The sequence below is a fragment of the Pseudomonas sp. CAN1 genome (assembly GCF_030462585.1).
GTDB lineage: Bacteria > Pseudomonadota > Gammaproteobacteria > Pseudomonadales > Pseudomonadaceae > Pseudomonas.
The window spans coordinates 1-21,621 of sequence record NZ_JASMRU010000049.1; the positions used below are offsets into that span (position 1 = coordinate 1).

At 67.7% G+C, this 21,621-nt stretch carries 17 protein-coding genes and 1 pseudogene; 9 read left to right on the forward strand and 9 right to left on the reverse strand.

Features of this window, described 5'->3' with window-relative positions; translation table 11 throughout:
- Positions 1 to 429 (reverse strand): annotated as a pseudogene (locus QO207_RS29545) (iron ABC transporter substrate-binding protein); the annotation flags it as partial.
- Between the two features lie 188 nt (positions 430 to 617).
- Between QO207_RS29545 and QO207_RS29550 the strand changes: the two are divergent.
- Positions 618 to 1,340 carry a response regulator gene (locus QO207_RS29550; protein WP_081516932.1) on the forward strand — a complete coding sequence of 241 codons (723 nt, stop codon included), beginning with the start codon at positions 618 to 620 and terminating at the stop codon, positions 1,338 to 1,340.
- The gene (locus QO207_RS29555; RefSeq protein WP_301535801.1) at positions 1,340 to 2,716 is read left to right on the forward strand and encodes an ATP-binding protein; all 1,377 of its coding nucleotides are present in this window, start codon (positions 1,340 to 1,342) and stop codon (positions 2,714 to 2,716) included. The genes QO207_RS29550 and QO207_RS29555 overlap by 1 nt, the downstream gene beginning before the upstream one ends.
- 612 nt (positions 2,717 to 3,328) lie before the next feature.
- Here QO207_RS29555 and QO207_RS29560 read toward each other — a convergent pair.
- Positions 3,329 to 5,599: a TonB-dependent siderophore receptor gene (locus QO207_RS29560; RefSeq protein WP_301535802.1), complete on the reverse strand. Its 2,271-nt coding sequence runs from the start codon at positions 5,597 to 5,599 to the stop codon at positions 3,329 to 3,331.
- Between the two features lie 192 nt (positions 5,600 to 5,791).
- Positions 5,792 to 7,006 (reverse strand): MFS transporter, encoded by a 1,215-nt coding sequence (locus tag QO207_RS29565; protein ID WP_301535803.1) that lies wholly within the window; start codon positions 7,004 to 7,006, stop codon positions 5,792 to 5,794.
- Between the two features lie 200 nt (positions 7,007 to 7,206).
- Here QO207_RS29565 and QO207_RS29570 point away from each other — a divergent pair, with 200 nt between their 5' ends.
- The 3 genes from QO207_RS29570 (at position 7,207) to QO207_RS29580 (ending at position 10,428) form a co-directional block, all read left to right on the forward strand.
- Entirely contained in the window at positions 7,207 to 7,917 is a 711-nt protein-coding gene (locus QO207_RS29570) for an alpha/beta fold hydrolase (protein ID WP_301535804.1), read from the forward strand.
- Between the two features lie 53 nt (positions 7,918 to 7,970).
- Positions 7,971 to 8,363: a GFA family protein gene (locus QO207_RS29575; protein ID WP_301535805.1), complete on the forward strand. Its 393-nt coding sequence runs from the start codon at positions 7,971 to 7,973 to the stop codon at positions 8,361 to 8,363.
- A 130-nt stretch (positions 8,364 to 8,493) separates the two neighbouring features.
- The gene (locus QO207_RS29580; RefSeq protein ID WP_301535806.1) at positions 8,494 to 10,428 is read left to right on the forward strand and encodes a tyrosine-protein phosphatase; all 1,935 of its coding nucleotides are present in this window, start codon (positions 8,494 to 8,496) and stop codon (positions 10,426 to 10,428) included.
- Positions 10,429 to 10,905: 477 nt separating this feature from the next.
- Here the strand turns inward: QO207_RS29580 and QO207_RS29585 are convergent, their stop codons facing one another.
- From QO207_RS29585 to QO207_RS29600, 4 genes are all read right to left on the reverse strand, one after another.
- Positions 10,906 to 11,895 carry a helix-turn-helix domain-containing protein gene (locus QO207_RS29585; protein ID WP_301535807.1) on the reverse strand — a complete coding sequence of 330 codons (990 nt, stop codon included), beginning with the start codon at positions 11,893 to 11,895 and terminating at the stop codon, positions 10,906 to 10,908.
- Positions 11,896 to 12,121: 226 nt separating this feature from the next.
- Positions 12,122 to 12,292, reverse strand: coding sequence for a hypothetical protein (locus QO207_RS29590; protein ID WP_301535808.1), 171 nt, complete (start codon positions 12,290 to 12,292; stop codon positions 12,122 to 12,124).
- A 74-nt stretch (positions 12,293 to 12,366) separates the two neighbouring features.
- Positions 12,367 to 13,497 carry a helix-turn-helix transcriptional regulator gene (locus QO207_RS29595; RefSeq protein ID WP_301535809.1) on the reverse strand — a complete coding sequence of 377 codons (1,131 nt, stop codon included), beginning with the start codon at positions 13,495 to 13,497 and terminating at the stop codon, positions 12,367 to 12,369.
- 102 nt (positions 13,498 to 13,599) lie between these two features.
- Positions 13,600 to 14,649: a Rieske 2Fe-2S domain-containing protein gene (locus QO207_RS29600; protein WP_301535810.1), complete on the reverse strand. Its 1,050-nt coding sequence runs from the start codon at positions 14,647 to 14,649 to the stop codon at positions 13,600 to 13,602.
- A 192-nt stretch (positions 14,650 to 14,841) separates the two neighbouring features.
- Here QO207_RS29600 and QO207_RS29605 point away from each other — a divergent pair, with 192 nt between their 5' ends.
- From QO207_RS29605 to QO207_RS29620, 4 genes are read left to right on the forward strand one after another with little or no spacing between them, the layout of a single operon-like run.
- A complete protein-coding gene (locus tag QO207_RS29605; RefSeq protein WP_301535811.1) occupies positions 14,842 to 15,660 on the forward strand; it encodes an SDR family NAD(P)-dependent oxidoreductase in 819 nt (272 codons plus the stop codon).
- Between the two features lie 9 nt (positions 15,661 to 15,669).
- On the forward strand, positions 15,670 to 16,587 hold the full coding sequence (locus QO207_RS29610; protein WP_301535812.1) for an alpha/beta hydrolase: 918 nt from the start codon (positions 15,670 to 15,672) through the stop codon (positions 16,585 to 16,587).
- A 10-nt stretch (positions 16,588 to 16,597) separates the two neighbouring features.
- A complete protein-coding gene (locus QO207_RS29615) occupies positions 16,598 to 17,704 on the forward strand; it encodes a 3,4-dihydroxy-2-butanone-4-phosphate synthase (RefSeq protein ID WP_301535813.1) in 1,107 nt (368 codons plus the stop codon).
- A gap of 1 nt (position 17,705) precedes the next feature.
- Positions 17,706 to 18,929 carry an NADH:flavin oxidoreductase gene (locus tag QO207_RS29620; protein ID WP_301535814.1) on the forward strand — a complete coding sequence of 408 codons (1,224 nt, stop codon included), beginning with the start codon at positions 17,706 to 17,708 and terminating at the stop codon, positions 18,927 to 18,929.
- A 262-nt stretch (positions 18,930 to 19,191) separates the two neighbouring features.
- On the opposite strand, the gene surE is transcribed toward QO207_RS29620, so the two are convergent.
- On the reverse strand, positions 19,192 to 20,169 hold the full coding sequence (surE, locus tag QO207_RS29625) for a 5'/3'-nucleotidase SurE (RefSeq protein WP_301535815.1): 978 nt from the start codon (positions 20,167 to 20,169) through the stop codon (positions 19,192 to 19,194).
- A gap of 64 nt (positions 20,170 to 20,233) precedes the next feature.
- Positions 20,234 to 21,610: a DUF1329 domain-containing protein gene (locus QO207_RS29630; protein ID WP_301535816.1), complete on the reverse strand. Its 1,377-nt coding sequence runs from the start codon at positions 21,608 to 21,610 to the stop codon at positions 20,234 to 20,236.
- Between the last annotated feature and the right edge of the window lie 11 nt (positions 21,611 to 21,621).

Consider the following 21,621-nt stretch of genomic DNA (forward strand, 5'->3'; position numbering starts at 1 on the left):
GTGCTGGGTCGGGCCTTCGCCGGCGATGCTGAACACCGCGAGGTCCGGCTTCAGCGCGAGAATCTGCTCGGCGCTGACGCTCTGTTCCGAGGCCTGGCCGATCAGCGGGATCTGCTTCACCTGGGGGAAGCGCTGGGCGTAGACGTCGAAGGTGTGCGGGTCGAGCAGGCGCACGTCGTTCTGCCAGCCGACCACGCGCTGGAAGGGGTTGTCGCGGTCGAGCAGGGCCAGGGCGAAGAACAGCCGGCCTTCACCCAGTACCACGCGCTGGGCGTTGCCGTTGACCTCGACCTTGCGCCCGAGCACGTCGGTGACGGTGAGCGCCTGGGCAGGCAGGGCGAGACCGAACCAGCCTAGGCAGAGCAGGGCGAGGGTGGCGAGGGAGTGGGTCAGACGGGAGCGGGCAGCGCGGGACGACAGGAAGGGCATGCGGAACGACCTGAGTATGAAGTAGAATTAATCGCATTTGCAATCCACTCTACCGCTGCCGTCGCGGGCGAGCCGGGCGGCTTTGTATTGGAGGGGCGCGAAATCCCGCGCCACAACATTCCATTACATTTGCGCCGTGCAGCCCCTGCCGACAGCCGGAACGATAGCGACCCGCCGCGAGTTTCCCGATGTCCAGGCCAGACCACATCCTCGTCGTCGACGACGATCCCGAAATCCGCCAGCTGCTGGCCGACTACCTCAAGGGCATGGGCTACCAGGTGTCCGCCGCCGCCGACGGCCGCGAGATGCAGCGCCAGCTGGAAGTGCAGCCGGTGGACCTAGTGGTGCTCGACCTGATGCTGCCCGGCGAGGACGGCCTGACCCTGTGCCGCGACCTGCGCGCGCGCAGCGATGTGCCGGTGATCATGCTCACCGCACGCGGCACGCTGATCGACCGCATCATCGGCCTGGAAATGGGCGCCGACGACTACCTGCCCAAGCCCTTCGATCCGCGCGAGCTGCTGGCGCGGATCAAGGTGGTGCTGCGCCGGGTGCAGAGCTTCCCGCAGCGCGCCCAGGTGGATGAGGCGGCGACCCTGCGCTTTGCCGGCTGGGAACTGGACACCCGCGCCCGCCACCTGCGCTCACCGGCCGGCCTGAGCATCGCCCTGGCCGGCTCGGATTTTCGCCTGCTGCGCCTGCTGCTGCAGCACCCCAATCGCCCGCTGGGCCGTGACTTCCTGCTGCGCCAGGTGTTCGACAAGGAGCGCCTGCCGTTCGACCGCGCCATCGACGTCTGCGTCAGCCGCCTGCGCCAGCATCTGGAGGACGACCCGAAGTCGCCGAAGCTGATCCGCACCGTGCGCAACCAGGGCTACATGCTCACCGCCGAAGACGTGGTCAGCGCCTGATGCGCCTGTGGCCGCGCACGCTGTTCGGGCGGCTGGTGGTGATCCTGGTGGGCGGCATGATCGCCGCCCAGGTGCTCACCGGCAGCATCTGGTACGACGTGCGCCACACCCAGGCACTGGAAATTCCGCTGCGCCTGGCGGCCGCGCGGCTGACCGATCTGCAGCATCTGCACCTGCGCCAGCCGCAGGACTTTGCCCAGGCGCTCAGTGCGCTCGACCGACCCGGCTTCGAGGCGCGCCTGGTGGCGTCGGCGGACGAGCCGGACGGCTCCTTCGATCCTGCGGCTGAGCGCTTGTTGCGTCGCGCTGTTCACGACCAGGGTGGCGACTCCCAGGGCCTGCGCCTGTTGCGCGTCGAGCTGCGCGATGGCGCTGGCGCGCGCAGCGGGCTGACCGGGTTGTTCTCCGGCAACGGCGTGGAAGCGCACCTGCTGCTGCAGGCGCCGTTGGGCGATGGCGGCTGGCTGCGTATCGCCATGGTCGAAGGGCAGGGCTGGAGCAGCCAGTCGACCCTCGATGTGGCGCTGGATTACCTGCTGCGCCTGTATTTTCTGCGCATCCTCGTGGTGGTGCTGCTGGCCCTGCTGGCGGTGCGCCTGGCCATCGGCCCGCTGGACAAGCTGGCGCGCGCGGCCGAGGGATTGGGCCAGGATATCCAGCGCCCGCCGCTGCCCGAGGAAGGCCCGCTGGAAGTGCGCCGCGCCGCCCGTGCCTTCAACGCCATGCAGCAGCGGCTGATCCACAACCTGGGCGAGCGCATGCGCTTTCTTGCCGCTGTGTCCCACGACCTGCGTTCGCCCATCACCCGCCTGCGCCTGCGCACCGAAATGCTCGCCGACGAAACCGCGCGGCAGAAGATGCGCAAGGACCTCGACGACATGGAAGGCATGGTCACCGCGACCCTGGACTTCATCAGCGGCAGCGACCTCGACGAGGCGCGGCAGAACCTCGATGTGAATGCTTTGCTGCAGAGCCTGCAGGCGGATTTCGAGGAGCAGGGCGAGAGGGTTTCATTGTCCGGGCGCGCGTTGCAGCCGTTGGCCGGTTACCCGCTGAGCCTGCAGCGGGCGCTGCTCAATCTGCTGGAGAACGCCATCCGTTATGCCGGTGGCGCCGAGGTCGAAGTCGAGGACAGTGCGCAGGCGCTGTGCATCCGCGTACTGGACCGTGGGCCGGGAATACCGCCGGAGCAATTGGAGCGCGTGACCGAGCCGTTCTACCGGCTGGAGCAGTCGCGCAATCGCTCCACCGGTGGCTATGGATTGGGGCTGAGCATCGCCCAGACCATTGCTGCTGCGCACCATGGACGGCTGGAGTTGAGCAACCGTGAGGGCGGTGGTTTGGAAGCAACGCTGCTATTCGACCGCGGCGCCTGAAGTAGAACACCCCTGTAGGAGCGAGCTTGCTCGCGAACAGCTTGACTCCGTGCCTTGCAGGTTCGCGAGCAAGGGCTAGGCGCCCCCCTCGGTCCTACGAAAAGCACCATCGATCCCATGTCGTGTCGGGTGAGTGCCATGCCCTGTAGGAGCGGATCTTATCCGCGATCCGGCCGACAGGCCGGTGTCGGTCGATGGCACCGCTATCGCGGTGTTCGCGGACAAGGTCCGCTCCTACAAAAGCAGATCGGTGCGGGAATTGGGTCGCGAACCTGCCCGCCGGGTTTCCGGGGAGGGAGTCCTGATGGCGGACAGGTTCGCGGTAGAGGTGCTGCTCGCGTAGAGCAACTAATTGCTGCTGGGATATCTGTACCGACGCTTGCCCCTCACCCCAGCCCTCTCCCGTGGGAGAGGGGGCAGATTGTGCCGGCTGATGCGATGGTTTCAGCCTGCTCTGAACGGTTCCCTCTCCCCTTGGGAGAGGGTTAGGGTGAGGGGCGGCCCCAGCGCAGAAATACCCCGTAGGAGCGGACTCCGTCCGCGATAGGTCTGCATCGCGCCGGACATCATCGCGGACGAAGTCCGCTCCTACGCAAGCCCAGGCGGTCCGGCCTAGAACGAATAATCCGCACTCAGCACCGCACCCCGGCCCGCGCCCGGCACGCCGTAGCCGCGGCCGTTGTACTGGCTCCAGTAGTGCTTGTCGAACAGGTTGTTGACGTTCAGGCGCAGCTGCACGTCCTGGGTCGCCTGCCAGCTGAGCATGGCGTCATGCACCACGTAGCCGGGCACTGTGGTCTGGCCGGCGCGAGTCAGGGTCGAGCCCAGGCCGGGGTAGATCTTCACGTCGTCCACGTACTGCACGCCGTAGCTCAGGGCCAGGTCGTCCGGCAGCTGCCAGGTGCTCCACAGGCTCAGGGCGTTCTGCGGGGTGTTGGCCAGTTGCACACCCTTGTCCGAGCCGTTGTAGGGTTTGAGCAGCTTGCTGTTCTGGTGCACATAGGCGGCGTACAGCGACCAGTTGCGGGTGATGTTGCCGCTGGCGGACAACTCGATGCCGCGCACCCGCTCTTCGCCGCCGGTATAGGCGGAAAGCTCCTCGTCATCGATGTAGGTCAGCTGGCGCTTGGTCTCGAACACGTCGCCGTTGAGCGCCAGCTGGCCGTCGAGGAACTCCCACTTGCTGCCCACTTCGTAGGTCTTGCCACGGTCGCCCTTGGTCGAGGCGATGCTGCCGGTCTGCGCCACGGCGAGCACGCCCGAGGGCTGCTTGGCGTTGGCATAGCTGACGTAGATGCTGCCGTTCTCCACCGGCTTGTAGGTCAGCGCGGTGTGCACGCTGGTGAGCTTCTCGTTCTGTGAGGAGTTGCCCTTGTCGACCCAGGCGGCGCTCTGGCTGGCGCGGGTTTCGCTGTCCAGCACGCGGGTGTCGAAGTGGTCCTGGCGGACGGCCAGGTGCAGTTGCCAGTGCTCGTCGAACTTCAGCGTGTCGAGCAGGTAGAAGGCCTTGTCGAGCTGCTCCACCGACTGCTTGGCGGAGGTGTAGGTGTCCAGCGCGTAGGGGTATTTCGACCAGTCGTTGCTCGCCACCGGCAGGTTGCCCATGGCGGTGCGGCTGGCGGCCGTGAGGGCGCCGGTCTTCGAGTCCAGGGTCTGCTTGCTCAGGTCAAAGCCGCCAACCAGGGTGTGGCCGATGCCGAAGGTGTCGACGCGCCAGGTCAGGTTGGTCTGGTTGCTGTAGGTCTCGTTGGTCTGCTCGCGCAGCGGCGTGTTGATGTTGCGCCGGTAGATGCCCTTGCCGGCCTGGATGCCGGGCGCGCCGGCGTTCGGGTCGCCGCCGGGGGTGGTGACGAAGAAGTCGTGGTCCAGGTGGAACCAGGTGAAGCGGCTGTCCAGGCTCAGCGAATCGTTGAAGTCGTGGGCGAACTTCAGGTTCACCCGGTGCGATTCGTTGTTCTCGTAGTCGAGGTTGCGCCAGCCCCAGTAGCTGCTCCAGCTGGCGCCGCCGGCGCGGTGCGGCGAACTGCCGTTGCTGCCGTTGACGGTGGGGATGCCGTAGTCGGGGGTGGCGTTGTCGTGCAGGTATTCGTAGGCCAGGGTGACGCGGGTGTCGGTGCCCAGGCCCAGCGCCAGGGACGGGGCGAAGCCGTAGCGCTCGTCGCCGACCCAGTCGCGGCCGTCGGTGCCGGTGTTGGCGCCCATCACGTTGACGCGGAACGCCGCGCCTTCGCCGAGGCCGTCGATGCGGTGGTTCACGTCCAGCGTGCCGCGCTTGAAGTTGGCCGTGCCGACGCCACCGCTGAGCAGGTTGAAGTCATCCAGCTGCGGAGTCTTGGTCACCAGGTTGACCGCGCCACCCACAGCGCCGACGCCCCAGGCCGCGGTGCTGGAGCCCTTGAAGACCTCCACGCCCTCGGTGTTGAAGAAGTCGTCACGGGAGTACTTGGCCGGGTCGCGCACGCCGTCGCGGTAGATGTTGCCGTCGGCGTTGAAGCCGCGGATGGTCAGGCTGTCGCCGACGCCACCGCCGCCCTCGCCGGAGTTGAAGGTGATGCCCGGCACGTTGCGCAGGGCGTCCTTCAGGCTCTGGGCGTTCTGCTCCTTGAGCAGCGACTCGGAGAGCACGGTGACGCTCTGCGGGGTGTCGCGCAGCGGCTCGCTGTACTTCGCCGAGCTGGCGCGGTCGACCTTGTAGGGCGACTCCTGGGTGGCCTGCACCGTGCTGTCGGGCAGCGCCAGGGCATCCTGGTCATCGGCGGCGGGCGGTTGATCCGCCCAGGCACTCAGCGGGATCGCCATGAAGGTTGCGAGGCCGACGATGGGGGCGAGGGTGAAAGGTGCTTCGGAACGGGTAACGGGAGTGAGGTTCAGGCGGGACGACATGGACGGAAAGCTCTCCGGCAAATGCGAGTTATTTGCATTGCGGAAAGGCTAACAGTGATGGCCGGTGGCCCAGGCGGCGCAAATGTATCGCCGCCGAGGCGCGGGGTGCTTTACAACAATCCATTACATTTGCCCGCGCACGAACGGCCGGGCGAAGGGTCTGCCGCCGGCTCGGGGCCGGCGGCAGAAGGCTCAAGCTTTCTTCTTCGTCGACGGCAGCAGGATGGTCAGGCAGCCCAGCAGCGGCAGGTAGGAGCACAGCTTGTAGACATACTCGATGCCGTGGATGTCGGCCAGGTGGCCGAGCAGGGCCGCGCCGATGCCGCCGAAGCCGAACATCAGGCCGAAGAACACCCCGGCGATCATGCCGACGTTACCCGGCACCAGTTCCTGGGCGTAGACCACGATGGCCGAGAACGCCGAGGCGAGGATGAAGCCGATCACCAGGCTGAGGATGCTGGTCCAGAACAGGTCGACGTAGGGCAGCGCCAGGGTGAAGGGCGTGACGCCGAGGATGGAGAACCAGATCACCGCCTTGCGGCCGATGCGGTCGCCCACCGGGCCGCCGAAGAAGGTGCCGGCCGCCACCGCGCCGAGGAAGCCGAACAGATACAGCTGCGAGCTGGCCACCGAGAGGTCGAACTTCTCGATCAGGTAGAAGGTGTAGTAGCTGGTGAAGCTCGCCATGTAGAAGTACTTGGAGAACACCAGCAGCGCCAGCACCACCAGGGAGGCAGTCACCCGGCCCTTGGACAGCCCGTGGGTGGCCACGCCGCCGGCCTTGAGCTTGAACAGGTTGAGGTGGTGGCTGTACCAGCGGCTCAGGCCCCAGAGCACGCCGACGAGGAACACCGCGAACAGCCCGAAGTACGCCACGTGGCCCTGGCCGTAGGGAATGATGATGGCCGCGGCCAATAGCGGGCCGAAGGCGCTGCCGGCGTTGCCGCCGACCTGGAAGGTGGACTGCGCCAGGCCGTAGCGCCCGCCGGAGGCCAGCCGCGCGATGCGCGAGGTTTCCGGGTGGAAGGTCGACGAGCCGATGCCCACCAGCGCCGAGGCCACGAGGATGGCGTGGAAGCTGCCGACGAAGGCCAGCATGAGGATGCCGATCAGTGTGCAGACGCTGCCCAGCGGCGCCAGCCAGGGTTTGGGATGGCGGTCGGTGTGGTAGCCGACCCAGGGCTGCAGCAGCGAGGCGGTGAGCTGGAAGGTCAGGGTGATCAGGCCGACCTGGGTGAAGCTCAGGCCGTAGTTGGCCTTGAGCACCGGGTAGATCGACGGCAGCACGGCCTGGATCAGGTCGTTGGTCATATGGGCGAGGGCGCAGGCGCCGATCACGCGCATGACCAGCGGGCTGGCCTGGCTGGCCACGGACGGCGTGGCCAGGGGGGAAGCGGTGGTAGACATGGGACTCCGGGGCAGCAAGGTGTGGCACGCGGGCAGGGCGCGCCGGGTTCTACGTATTGGGAGGCCTATGCTAGGCGCGCGAACCCTGGCTGTCTCACGCGATCCGGACGACGAATATCGCGAAACGGCCAAATCGGCCGGCCAAATCGCCGATCGGCTATGCTCGCGGCCTCTTCACTTCTGTCTGGCAGGCCTGCTCCATGTCGTCAGCCGTCCCCCTGCGCGTTCCCTTCGAAGGCCGCGAGCTGCATGCCGATACCCTGGCGGGCGCCTCGCCCTTGCATCTGTTCGGCATCCATGGCGGCGGCGCGAGCAACCGCTCGGTGTGGGACGGCCTACGCCAGTCGCTGTGGCAGCGCGGCGTCGGCTCCACCGCGCTGGATTGCGTTGGCCACGGCGACACGGGCGGAGTGTTCGCCGAGTCCTCCTTGCAGCGGCGCAGCCAGCAGGCGCATTCAGTGATCGAGCGCGCCGGCGTGCGCCCCACTGCACTGGCCGGCATCAGCATGGGCGCCTACAACGCCTTGCGCCTGAGCGAAGCCCTGGAGGTGCAGGCGCTGATCCTCATCGTGCCCGGCATCTACACTCCCGAGGCGTTCGAGGTGCCTTTCGGCCCTGACTTCTCGGCGATCATCCGCCGCCCGCGCAGCTGGCTCGACAGCGATGCCTGGGCGATTCTGCAACGCTTCCGTGGTCGCCTGCTGGTGGTGGCCGGCGAGCAGGATGCGGTGATCCCGCTGGAAATCCCCGAGCGCCTGCACGCTGCCGCGATTCACGCGCAATCCCGTGAGCTGCTGGTGGTGCCGGGCGCCGGCCACAGTGGCCTGCTGCCGTTGCTGCTGGACAATCCGCAGTGGCATGCCGCGCTGCTGGCTTGCGTCGGGCTGGAGGGTGTCGGTCCGGCGGACTGAACAGCGGCGGGCGGCGCGGGTCGATAGAACTTGCGCTAGCGAGGAGATGCAACATGGACAAGGTCACCGGTGGCTGCCTGTGCGGTAGCGTGCGTATCGAGGCGACGGGCCAGCCCTACCGGGTCGGCGTCTGCCATTGCCTGGACTGTCGCAAGCACCATGGCGCGCTATTCCATTCTTCGGCGATCTTCCCCGCGAGCGCGGTGCGTATCGAGGGCGACGTCAGCGACTACGCCGGGCGCTGCTTCTGCCCGCGCTGCGGCTCCTCGGTGTTCGGTCGCAGCGGCGACGAAGTCGAGGTGAGCCTGGGCGCGCTGGACCAGCCGGATCGCTTCCAGCCCACCTATGAACTGTGGACCTGCCGTCGCGAAGCCTGGCTGCCGGCGCTGCCGGTGAAGCATCGTTACGAGCGCGATCGCGAATCCACCGGGCGCCGCGAAGACTAGCCGCACGGACAGAAAACGCACCCCACGGACAGATCGCGCCGGCATTTCCGCGTGCCGCGCAATTGTCATATTCGCGCTCGAAAACCCTGCCGATAGTAGCCCCGCCAACAAAGCTCAAAGAGGCTACATCGTGTTTCATCGCGCCCTGTTTTCCGCATCCCTCGGCTTGTCCCTGCTCAGCCTGCCCATCGCCTGCGCCAACGCAGCCGAGACCTACGCCCTGGACACGCCGCACCTGGCCGGCATCGACAACTTCCGCGATATCGCCGGTACCACCACCGCGTACACCACGTCCAACGACGGCGTGATGCGCTCCGGGGTGTTCTATCGCTCCAACGCGCTGACGCCCAAGGGCACCGACCTGGCGGTGCTCAACAGCCTGGGCATCAGCGACGTGTTCGACCTGCGCACGCCGAGCGAGATCGCCGGCACGCCGGACACCCTGCCGGCGGGCGCGACCTACCAGAACATCGACATCATCGGCAGCACCACCTCGGGCGCCAATGTCACCAACATCTCCTTCACCAGCGCCGCCCAGGCCGTCGAGATGATGGAGGAGACCAACCGCGCCTTCGTCAGCGACGCCGGCATGCGCGGCCAGTTCACCACGCTGTTCAACGAGCTGGCGGCCGCCGACGGCGCCGCGCTGTTCCACTGCACCGCCGGCAAGGACCGCACCGGCTGGACCGCCGCCGTGCTGCTGAGCATCGCCGGGGTGGACAGCGCCACCATCATGGAAAACTACCTGGCCACCAACGACTACACCGCCGCACGGGTCAAGGCGACCCTGGCGATGCTGCCGGCGAGCATGGCGGCCATCTACGAGCCGCTGCTGGGCGTGCAGGCCAGCTACCTGCAGGCCGGCCTGGACGAGGTGACCGCCGAATACGGCACCATGGACAACTACCTGAAGGAAGGCCTCGGCCTGTCCCAGGAAACCATCTACGTGCTGCGCGGCAAGATGGTCTACTACAGCACCCTGCCGGGCGTCGCCGGCCTCTCCGGCAACGCCGCTGCCGGCGCGCAGCTGCTGACCCAGCTGCAGAACAGCAGCCTCTCCGGTGACTACACCGCGTACAACTACTACCTGCAGTCGGCTATCGATGCCGGCACCCTCGGCGGTGTCGAGTCCACCGTCGGCGGCCAGGTGCATGCCGACGCGGCCAGCTACCTGCTGCGCCAGGACGCGCTGATCGACCATGCCGCCGCACCCTACGCCAGCGGCGTCGACCTGAAGACCGGCCAGACCCGCCTGTGGACCACCGCGCTGGCCGGTTACCAGGGCAACTCCGCCACCTCCAACGCCGAGAGCAGCAGCGAGCACACCCAGGGCATGATGATCGGCGTGACCCAGCGCTTCTCCGAGCAGCTCAGCGGCAACGCCGGCTTCGGCTACAGCAAGGGCAGCGTCGGTGGTGCCGGTGGCGACGTGGACACCGACCTGACCTTCGTTCGCGGCGGCGCACGCTTCGCCCTCGACGGCCTGGAGCAGGGCCTGTTCGTCGATGCCGACCTCAGCTACGGCTGGCTCGACTACGACAGCAAGCGCGACATCGGCGGCGGCCTGGGCAAGGCCAAGGGTGACACCAGCGGCAGCCTCAGCGGCGCCAGCGTTGCCCTGGGTTACCGCACGGCGGTGTCCACCGTCACCCTGGAACCCAGCATCGGCCYGCGCTACAGCCACCTGGACCTCGACGGCTTCCAGGAGAAGGGCAGCGAGCTGGCGCTGGACGTCGACGACATCAGCGAGAACCGTCGCAGCGCCTACGCCAACCTCAAGGCTTCCTTCGCCCCGGTGGAACTGGGCAGCGGCTGGCAGATGGTGCCTGGCCTGGAAGTCGGCTACGACCATGCGCTGGGCGACTACCAGGTCGACAGCCAGGGCCAACTGCTGGGCCTGGACGTGTCCCAGCGCGCCGCCTTCGACAACCGCGACCAGTTCAGCGGCGCCTTCAGCCTGACCGCCAGCCAGGGCGACTTCAGCGTCGGCGCCGAAGTCGGTGCACTGGGCGGCAGCGGCAGCCACGGCGCCAGTGGCAGCCTGAAGGCCAGCTACCAGTTCTGAATGGCGTCACGTAGCAAGAACGGCCCGTCGCGGGATTCGCGGCGGGCCGTTTGCTTTTGGGTACCTATGCACGGAAACAGCAGGGAGTGTAGGAGCGGACTCTGTCCGCGATGGTATCCGGCGCGAAGCGGGGTCAATCGCGGACGGAGTCCGCTCCTACGGTGTCGGATAACTCGGAGCGAGCGAGTAGGGCGTAGCGATGCCTGGCCAGGGATGCACGGAAACAGCGGATTGCGTAGGAGCGGACTGTGTTCGCGATGGTATCCGGCGCGAAGCGGGGCCAATCGCGGACGGAGTCCGCTCCTACGGTGTCGGATGACTCGGAGCGAGCGAGTAGGGCGTAGCGATGCCAGGCCAGGGATGCACGGAAACAGCGGATTGCGTAGGAGCGGACTCCGTCCGCGATGATGTTCGGCGCGAAGCGGGGCCAATCGCGGACGGAGTCCGCTCCTACGGTGTCGGATAATTCGGAGCGCCCTACGCGGGCACCGCCAGATTCCGGCGCAGGTCCGCCGGGCTCATGCCGTAGGCGTTCTGGAAGTACTGGCAGAAGCGCCCGACGTTGCTGAAGCCCAGGGCCAGGGAAATCTCGCTGACCGACTGCGCGCTGTCCTGTTGCAGTGCGTCATAGGCGCGCTGCAGGCGCACTTCGCGCTGGTAGGCGACGATGGAGCTGCCGACGAAGCGGCGGAAACCTTCCTGCAGGGCGCGCAGGCTGACGTTGGTCAGCTCGGCCAGGTCGCTGCCGCTGACCATCGCATCCGGATGCTCCTGTATGTACTCCATGGCCAGCTTCACGTGGCGCGGGGCGATCTGCGGGGCAGGGCGCCTGAGGGCGTCGCTGTAGTTGTGCGGCCAGATTTCCAGCACCGAATCCACCAGCATTTCCTGCAGGCGCGCCGGCATCAGCGCGCTGGAGTTGATCAGCAGGTCGAACTCGTTGCCGGTGGCCATGGCGACGATGGCCTTGATGCCCTGGAAGGCATCGTTGCTCAGGTCGACTCGCGGCTGGAAGCGCACCTTTTGGGTGATCGGCCGGCCCAGCAGGGTGGCCAGGCGCCGGGCGAACAGCGAGCGGCGCACCGACAGGCCATGGTGCGCGTGGCCGTCGATGAAGCCCACCGAACGTACCTGGGCTTTCTCCATGGCCAGACCGACGCTGGGCAGGCCGACGCTGTCGCTGCACTGGTTGAAGACCACGCGCCCGGCGCTGGGGAAGATGAAGGTGATCTCGTCGTCGTGGTCCGGCATCGCGGTCAGCAGGTCGCCGCGAAAGCTCAGGCGGCGGAAGCTCACACCCTCGTAGCGGCCGTAGACGCCGCCGATGACGATGGGCTTTTCCGGGCGCGGCATCCCGGAATAGAGGTTGCCGAACATCCGCGTGTAGAGCTCGCCGAAATCGTCGGCGCTCATGTGCTCGGAGCGGATCAGGAACTGCTTGCGCGAGGTGCTGGTTTCTACCGTCATGGTCCGTCTTCTGGCAGCGCCGGTCGGGCCGCTCCGGGCTTTGCGCGCCGGGGTGCGGAATGTGGGCGAGCAAGTTAGCGGGCGTGGGTTACAAATCCGTGTCGGTGGCTGCATCGAGCGCCAAGGGCGAGTCAGTCGCGTAGGGCGGATAACGCCATCGGCGTTATCCGCCATGCTGGCCGGCGGATAACCCGTTCCGGGTTATGCACCCTACAGGGCTAAGACTTCACGGCACCGCCCGCAAACAACTCCCCAGGTCGCAGGGCGCCGGCAGCGTGCGCTGCGCGGCCAGGCGTACCTGCTGCGCCGAGCGCTCATGGATATCCAGCATCAGGTGGGCGGTGAACAGGCAGCTGCAGAAGATCAGCGCCACGAACAGCGGGATGAGTCTGGACATGCTGGCGGCCTCGTCGACCTGGCGGGTAGACCCACGTTAGTCGCCGAGGCCGGCGGGCAAATCGTCCGCTCGGACTAGCCCAGGGTTGCCACGCTGCGCAGGATCAGACGCACCAGCATGGTCTGACGGGTCACCCCGGTCTTGGAGAAGGTCGAGCGCAGGTGGGCGCGGGCGGTATTGCGGCTGATGTTCAGTTCTTCGGATGCCTCGTCCAGGGTCAGGCCGTTGGCCAGCAGCATGGCCAGCTGCGCCTCGGCGGGAGTCAGGTCGAACAGCGCCTTGACGATCTCCTGCGGCGCGCGGGATTCCTGCTCGGGGTCGCTGACGAAGATCACCACCGACGGGCAGTGCTTGCCCTCGTTCCATTCGCTCAGCGGCACCGAGCGCACGATGATGCCCAGGTCCGCGCGGCCGGACGGGCGCTGTACGCGCATCGCCTCCACCACCGAAGGCTGCGCGCCTTTCTGCGACTGCAGCGCCTGCTTCACCAGCCGGCGGAATTCCTGGCAGTCGCGCGGGGTGCCGACCTGCAGGCTGTCGGCGCTGATCTTCAGGCCGTCCTTCTCGCGCAGCAGGTTCTCCGCCACCTGGTTGGTCTGCAGGATCTTGCCGGCCTCGTCGAGGATGATGGTGCCGACGGCGAACTGGTCCACCGCGCCGGCGTAGAGATTGCGTTCGGTCTCGATGCGGTTGATCTGCGTGTGCAGCGCCACCGAGCGCTCCAGGTGCGGGACGAAGTAGGCCAGCAGGGCCTTGTCGTTGTCGGTGAAGCCGGGCGACTCCACGCCGCGGCTGACGCGGATGCGGCACAGCGCACCGTCGCTGGTGCGGATGTCGGCGCCGAGGATGTGGAACACCCCGACCGGTTCGAGGAAGTTGCGGTAGAACTCCGAGGCCAGCCACTGCTCCTTGGAGACGAACTCCTCGAGGATCACCACCTGGCCGCTGGGCAGGTCGACGAAGGGGTCGAGGTTGAAATAGTACTGGTTGTATGACGCCACGACCTCGGCCGAACTGCCGTTGGTATTGACCATCAGCCCTTCGCTCTGGTCGCTGGGCGGACGCAGGATGAAGGTGACGTACTTGGCTTCGAGGAACTGGTTGAGCTCATTGAGGAAGGACTGCCACGGGGTACTCTCCAGGGGGCCCTGGTAGAGATTGCCGAGCATCCCGCTGAACTGGACGAGATCGAGCGACTGTGCCATCGGTAGAACCATTTTTTATTGTTGTTGTAGGAAAGCGCCGACGAGATTAATCGGCGCTTTCCGCAAAAGGCAATCGGTCCCGCAAGGCAGGGGACCGGTGGCTCAGGCCGGCTCCTCCTGCAGCGCCCGCACCACGAAGCTCTTGCGCTCGGCGAGGCTCTCCGGCAGCAGCGCGACATCGGTGTAGAACTGCTCGTACCACTTGCGCAGCTGGTACACCGGGCCGTCGCCGTCGCACAGCAGCGGGTTGTCGACGCGGGTCTTGCTGTGCCAGATGGCCACGTCCTCGTAGAACGCCGCGCGCGCCTGCTCGACGTAGGCCAGGGCCATGGCGCGGTTGTCCTCGGCGGAGAGTCCCGGCACCTTCTTCACCAGCACGCCGTAGCGCAGGGTGAAGCTCTTGTGGTCGATGGGCACGTGGCAGTTGAGCAGGATCGACTCGATCGGCTGGCCGCCCATGGCGCCGGTCATCCAGGTGATCTGGTAGGCCGGACCGTAGTAGGTGGCCACCGTGCGCAACTCGCTGTCGCCAGACAGCCGCGCGCTGCGCCCGCGCATCACCTGGGACGCTGTGTGCGCCTCGAAGTGGTTGCTGAACTCGTCGATGGGCGCGCCGTGCACGCTCTTGAAGTGCGCCATGTCGGAGACGTTGTCCACCAGCTCGCGGCAGTTGGTGCCGATCTTCAGCTCGGCCACTTCCCACTCGGCCCACGCCTCGTCGTAGCAGGCGTCGATGCGCGGGATAGCCTGCTCGGCAATCGGCGCGTTGCCTTCGGGGTCATTCCAGACGAACAGCAGATGGTTCTGCTCCAGCACCGGCCAGGACTTGATCTTCGCCCGCGGCGGGATGCGCTTGGCGTAGGGGATGTCGTCGCACACACCGTCGGCACCCCAGCGCCATTCGTGGAAGGGGCAGCGCAGGCTGTTGCCTTCCACGCAGCCTTCGCTCAGGTCCGCGCCCATGTGCGGGCAGTAGCCGTCGAGGATGTGCAGCTGTCCGTCCTCGCCCTGGAAGGCCACCAGGCGGGTGCCGAACACGTCCAGGCGGTGGGCCTTGCCGTCGCGGTACTGGCTGGCCAGCCCCAGGCAGTGCCAGCCGCGCGCGTAGCGGTCCTCGACCGGGCGCGCTTCGATGCGGTGCAGGGTATTCATTGTTGTTCTCCCATCAGGTTGCCGCAGGCAGAAGGGCGGCACGAGCCTGGGTGGGATTCTGCAAGCCAGAGCGGTTGCGGCATCGTCTGAACGGACGAGGGCGCATCCCTAGTCCGGGTGGACGATGCCGGCGGCGGTCCTGGCCGGCGATAACGACGCCATCGACCGACAACAACGACAAACGGTGGACAGATGAGCGAACAGCAAGCCGGCCGCGTGGCCGTCATCACCGGCGCAGCCAGCGGTATCGGCCGTGGCCTGGCGCAGCATGCGGCGGGGCTGGGCCTGCGCCTGGCGCTGGCCGACCGCGACCGCGCGGGGTTGGAGGAGCTGGCCGGCGAGTTGGCCGCACAGGGTTGCCAGGTGCTGGCGCAGGTCACCGACGTCAGCCGCGAGCAGGACCTGATCGCCCTGCGCGACGCCACCCTGGCGCGCCTCGGCGGGGTCGACCTGCTGTTCAACAACGCCGGCATCATGCAGACCGGCGCCAGCTGGGAGCTGAGCGAGGCGCAGTGGCGGCGCATGCTCGACATCAACCTGCTGGGCGTCACCCATGGCCTGCGCGCCTTCGTGCCGACGCTGCTGGCCCAGGGGCGGCCCGCGCACATCGTCAACACCGCGTCGCTGGCCGGGTTGCTGGCCAGCCCGTTCCTCGCTGCGTACACAGTGACCAAGCAGGCGCTGGTGGCGCTGTCCGAAGTGCTGCACCACGAGTTGGCGGCGCTGGGCGCGCCCATCGGCGTCTCGGTGCTCTGCCCGGGGCCGGTGGCCAGCCGCATCATGGCTTCGGACCTGGCCGGCAATGGCGCTGGCTCCGCCCTCGGCGCACAGCTGGAGCAGAGCATCCGCGCTGGCATGCCGGCCGACGAGCTGGCCGCGCGGGTGTTCGAGGCCATCGCGCAGCAGCGCTTCTGGATTCTCCCGCACCCCGAGTTCAAGCCCGCGCTGCAGGCGCGCACGCAAAGCATTCTCGACGAGACCAACCCGGTCTTCCTGCTGGCCGACGTATAAGGAGACAAGATGGCCCTCGATCCCCACATGCAGGCGCTGCTGGAACAGTTTGCCGGTGCCTTCGCCCTGGATTTCCAGCAACTCGACGCGGTGACCTACCGCAACTTCGCCGACCAGGGGCTGGCCGCCGGCGAGCCCTTGCCGCTGGCAGAAGTGCGCGAACTGCGCGTAGCCGGCGGACTGCCGGCGCGGCTGTATCGTCCGACCAACGAGCCGGGCCTGCCGCTGCTGGTGTTCTTCCATGGCGGCGGCTTCGTTGCCGGGACTATCGACACCCACGACGACCTCTGCCGGCGCATTGCCCTGGGCAGTGGCGCGGCAGTGGTGTCGGTGGGCTACCGGCTGGCGCCGGAAGCGCCTTTCCCGGCGGCGCCGGAAGATTGCACGCAGGCCGTGGCTGAGCTGGTGGCGCGCGCCGTCGAGCTGGACGTGGATGCCACGCGCCTGGCCCTGGCCGGCGACAGCGCCGGCGGCAACCTGGCGATTGCCGCCGCGCGCCTGCTCAATCAGCGCGGTGGGCCGCTGCCCGGCGCGCTTTGCCTGCTCTATCCGGTGACCGACCAGAGCTGTGGCAGCGCTTCGTACCGCGAGTTCGCCGAGGGGCATTTCCTCGAAGCCGCGATGATGCACTGGTTCTGGCGACAGTACCTGGGCAGTTGGCCGGCACCGCTGGACGTGCTGGCTTCGCCGCTGCACGCCGCCGATCTCGGCGCGCTGCCGCGCACGCTGCTGGTCAGCGCTGAATGCGATCCGCTGCGTGACGAGGGTGAAGCCCTGGCCGAGCGCGCTCGCGCAGCGGGTGCGGAGGTTGAGCTGGTGCGTGCCGAAGGCATGCTGCACGGCTTTGCCAGCTTCGCGCCCTTCGTGCCGCGCGCGCAGGCCTATCTCGATGACGCTGCGGCCTGGCTGCGCGAAGTGCTGCGCTGAGGAGCCGGACATGACCCTGGACAGTCCGCTGCACCTGATCGAAGCATTGCGCGCCGGCCGGCCGGTGGTGCTGGTCGACGGCGAGGAGGAGGGCGGTGACGGCATGCTGCTGCAGGCCGCCGAATTCATCGACGACGCGGCACTGAATTTCTTCGCGGTCGAGGCGCGCGGGCTGGTTTGTCTGGCGCTGACCGACGAGCGCTGCAGCGCGCTGGGGTTGCGCGCGATGATCGACAATCCGCGCGGCGACAGCCTCGGCTTCATGGTCTCCATCGAGGCCGCCCAGGGCATCAGCACCGGCATCTCCGCCGCCGACCGCGCGCGCACCGTGCAGGTGGCGGTGGACCCGGCCAGCAAGCCTGCCGACCTGGTCAGCCCTGGTCACATCTTCCCGCTGCGCGCATTGCCCGGCGGTGTGATGAGCCGCGCCGGGCATGCCGAGGCGGCCTGCGACCTGGCAAGGCTGGCCGGCCTGCAACCGGCTGCACTGCTCGCCGGCATCCTCGACGAGGACGGCGAAAATGCCCGTGGCGAAGTACTGCGCGAGTTCGCCCAGCGCCACGGCCTGCCCATCGGCGGCATCGCCGAGCTGATCCACCACCGCATCCTCCACGAAGGCACCATTGCCCGTGGCGCCGAATACCGCATCGATACGCGACACGGGTCGTTCCGCGTGTGTACCTATCACGACGCCTTCAAGGACGTGCTGCACCTGGCGCTGGTGCGCGGTGAGATTGATCCGGCACGCCCGGCGCTGGTCCGTGTGCAAGCCGTGGAAACCCTGCGCGACCTGCTGGCCGGCGAGCCGCCGCGCGGACCGCAGCAGTGGAATCTCGACCGCTCGCTGGCGCGCATCGCCGCCGAAGGCAGCGGCGTGCTGGTGCTGCTGGCCCAGCAGGAAAGCGCCGGCGCCATCCTCGACCAGCTGGCGCGCGGGCCGGGCTTGCAGGCACCGAAGTTCCCCCAGCGCACCCTCGGCGTCGGTGCGCAGATTCTCCGCGACCAGGGCGTACGCAAGATGCGCCTGATGAGCTTCCCGGTGCCGTACAAGGCGGTCTCCGGCTTCGAGCTGGAAGTCGCCGAGTTCGTCCCCTTCACCCAGCCCGAGGAGGCTTGAGATGACTCCGCAGCAAGCACTGGACAAGGTCCTGGCGCCCACCCGCCTGGCCGGCCTCGCGTTGCGCAACCGGGTAATCAAGACCGCTACCTTCGAGGGCATGTGCCCTGGCGGCGTGCCCGGCCCCGAGCTGGCCGCGCACCACGCGCGGATGGCGCGCGGCGGCGTCGGCCTGACCACCGTGGCCTATTGCGGCGTGTCGCCGGACGGCCTGACTTTCGCCGACCAGATGTGGATGCACGAAGGCATCTTCCCGCCACTGCGCGCGCTGGCCGATGCGGTGCACCGCGAGGGTGGCGCGATCTCCGCGCAACTGGCGCACTGCGGCTTCTTCAGCCGCACGCGGCCGAAGAACATCCCGCGCCCGCGCGGCCCCAGCGCCGGTATCAACCAGTACGGGCTGTTCTGCGGCGTGCCGTTCGCCGGTGCCATGGGCGCGGCGGACATCCGCAAGACCCTCGCCGAGTATGTGTCTGCGGCGGCGCTGGTGAAGCGCGCGGGCTTCGACGCCGTGGAAATCCACATGGGCCACGGCTACCTGCTCAGCCAGTTCCTCTCGCCGGCCACCAACCGCCGCAGCGACGCCTACGGCGGCAGCCTGGAAAACCGCCTGCGCCTGCCGCTGGAGGTGCTGGCGGCGGTTCGCGGGGCAGTGGGCGATGACTTCCCGATCCTCGCCAAGCTGAACCTCAGCGATGGTTTTGCCGGCGGGCTGGAGATCGACGATTCCTGCCATATCGCCAGGCGCCTGGCCGAACACGGGCTGAATGCGCTGGTGATGAGCGGCGGCTTCACCAGCCGCTCGCCGATGTACCTGTTCCGTGGCGAGAGTCCGCTGCAGCAGATGATCCCGCTGGAGCCCAACCCGCTGCAGCGCACGGCGATGAAGTGGTTCGGCGGGCGGCTGTTCTCCAGCCTGCCGTATTCGGAGATGTACTTCCTCGACCTCGCCCGCCGCGTGCGCCAGGCCACCGATATGCCGCTGGTGTACCTGGGCGGCGTCAGCGAGCGCGGCAGCCTGCAGCGTGCCATGGCGGAAGGCTTCGACTTCGTCGCCCTGGGCCGCGCGCTGCTGCGCGACCCGGACCTGGTGCAGCATGTGCGCAGCCAGGGCGAGGCCTACGTGAACGGCTGCAATCACTGCAACCAGTGCGTGGCGAGCATGGCGTTGCCGGGTGGTATTCGCTGCGTGCTCAACCAGCCGGATAGCTTCGCCCACCTTTAGCCGCGAAGCAGCATCGGTGATTCCTGTAGGAGCGGACCTTGTCCGCGAATCCTGCCGCCATTCGGGTGTTGCAGGTGGGCGCCCGTTACGGGGCGGGCGCCATGCAGAGGGCCAGCCGGTAACAACGAAATCCGCCGCGAGGGATTTCGCGGACAAGGTCCGCTCCTACGGTGGTCGCCTGTCAATCTCGGTGTGGTGGGGCGGCGTATGACCGTGAGCGGTTATACGCCGTCTCGCTTGGCTTCCCGGTCGCCCGGCCGCCTCAGGGTTTCATGCTCTTCAACAACTCCCGCACCCGCTGCTCGCCGTCACGGCTGCCATTGAGATCGGTCCCCACCACACTGAGTACCGCGTAACCCTGGGTCAGTAGATATGCATCTTCCCGGCGCTGGCGTTCGTTCGGCGCAGTCGGTGCTGTCAGGTTGACGCGGGCTCCACCGTCCTTGTCCGCCTGCACGGCGAAGACGATGGGCGACCAGTCGCTCACCGGCGCATACACCAGCCCGCGTACCTGGGCGACGGGGCGCGCCGGGTAGTTGAGGTTCAGGCCCTGGCCGGCGGGCAGGCCGAGCAGGTTGAAGGCGCACGCGTCCTGGCTCTTCACACAGGTCTTCTGTGCAATCTGGCCGGCAGCAAGCGCGCGATCGAGCACCCGCACGGCCAGGCGTGCACTGTCGCCCAGGGCGTCGCGGGTCAGTTGCAGGCCGGCCTGCGGGTCGCGCTGCACCAACGGCAGGTCGATAGCGGTGGACACGGCCATCGCCGGCACCCCGCGGCGCATGGCCCAGAGCGCGGCGTTGAGGGTGCCGGACATCTGGATCAAGGGGCCTGCGTTGTCGCCGAAGTTGCTGCCGGAGACCACCAGGTCCGGCGGGTTGTCCTTGAGCAGCAGGTCGAGGCCGGTGTTCACCGCATCCACCGGGGTGCCCACGGCCATGTTCTTGCCCGCCGGCAGCGCGAAGCCGGCCGGCGCGCCGACGCAGTACTGGTGGTCGGCCAGGCGGGTGACAGCGAGTGCCTGGCCGGGTGCGACCACGCTGGCGGCGCCGATGCCGCTGTTGTCGGTGTCCGGCGCCACCAGCGTCACGCGATGCCCGGCGGCGCTCAGCTCGCGGTACAGCGCCTGGATACCCGGCGCCCGGCAGCCGTCGTCGTTGGTGAGGAGGATGGTCAGCGCGCTGGCCTGCGTGGTGAGGCCCAGGCTGGTAGCGGCGATGGCGGCGCGGAGGAGGTTGTGCATCAGGCTTTCCTTTGGCAAATGACAAAGCCCGCGCGGTGTCCCGCGCGGGCTTGGGAAGGCGGCCTTACTGGCCGAGTTTGCGCATGTTGGCGGCGGTGAAGTAGTTGGCGTCGTAGTCGGCGCTGTTCAGCTTGGGCGCGGCCTGTTCGTTGGCCATGCGGTCGGCCAGGTAGGAGCCGGCGATGAGGTCGTGGTACAGCGCCACGCGGGCCTGGTTCACCTGGATGTCGTAGGCGTACACGGTGGTCTGCATGTTGGTGCGCCACAGCTGGCCACGGGCGTCGTAGTTGTCGGCCAGGGCGGCGGACCAGCTGTCCTCGTCGAGGTACAGGGTGCGCTTGGCGTAGATATGCCGCGCGCCCGGTTTCAGCGTCGCTTCCACCACCCATACGCGGTGCAGTTCGTAGCGCATGTAGTCGGGGTTGACGTGGTTGGGCGTGAGGATCTGCGAGTACTTCAGCGCCGGGTCGTCGAGCTTGTAGTTGTTGTAGGGGATGTAGATTTCGCGCTTGCCGATCAGCTTCCACTCGTAGCGATCCGGCGCGCCGTTGAACAGGCGATCCTCGTCGATGGTGCGGAAGCCGCCGGCTCCGGTGGGCGTGTCGTAGCCGACGGTGGGCGCGCGGCGCACGCGGCGGGTGCCGGGCAGGTACTGCCAGCTCTGCCGTGGGCTGGCGACCGGGTCGAAGAATTCGTTGCCGCCGATGATCTCGCCCTTGGAGCGCACCGGCTTGAGGGTGGTGATCATGAAGTGGCTCATCACGCCGCCGTCGTAGTTCTGCAGCGAGCCGGCGGGCGAGCACCAGGGCGCGAGGATCTGGTAGTGCACGGTCTGCAGCGCCTGGTTGCCGTTGGAGTAGATCACTGCCTGGTCATAGATGGCCTCCTCGCTGTTGGCGCGGGCCTGCAGGGCGTGGTTCCACATCAGCTCGTAGCCATCCCTGGGGATGGGGAAGGGCGAGGCGCCGAAGGCGTTGCGTACCGCGTTGCCGCCATCCACCAGTTCGGCGCTGGTGGCATTGGCCTTGATGTTCGCCTCGATCTTCTCGCTGAAGCGGAAGTCACGGTGCGTGGGGTAGATCGGCATCTTGAAAGTGGCGGGGTAGCGCTTGAACAGGGCGCGCTGGCCATCGGTGAGCTGTTTGGAGTACTGCTCCATGTTCTGTGCGGTGATGACGAACAGCGGCTTCTCCTCGGCGTACGGGTCGGCATAGCGGCTGCCGGGGCCGTCGTATTTCACCTGGGGCGGTGCGCCGCGCCATTTGCCGGTCCAGGCGGGGATGCTGCCGTCGGCGTTGCCGGCCTTCTCGGCGCCCATGGGGGTGAGGTCCTGGCCGAGGCGGGCGGCCTCTTCGGCGCTGACCTTGGCCAGCGCCGGGCCGCTCAGGCAGGCGAAGCCGGCGGACAGCAGCAGGGCGGGCAGGTAGGTTGAACGGTTCATGGTCTGGCTCC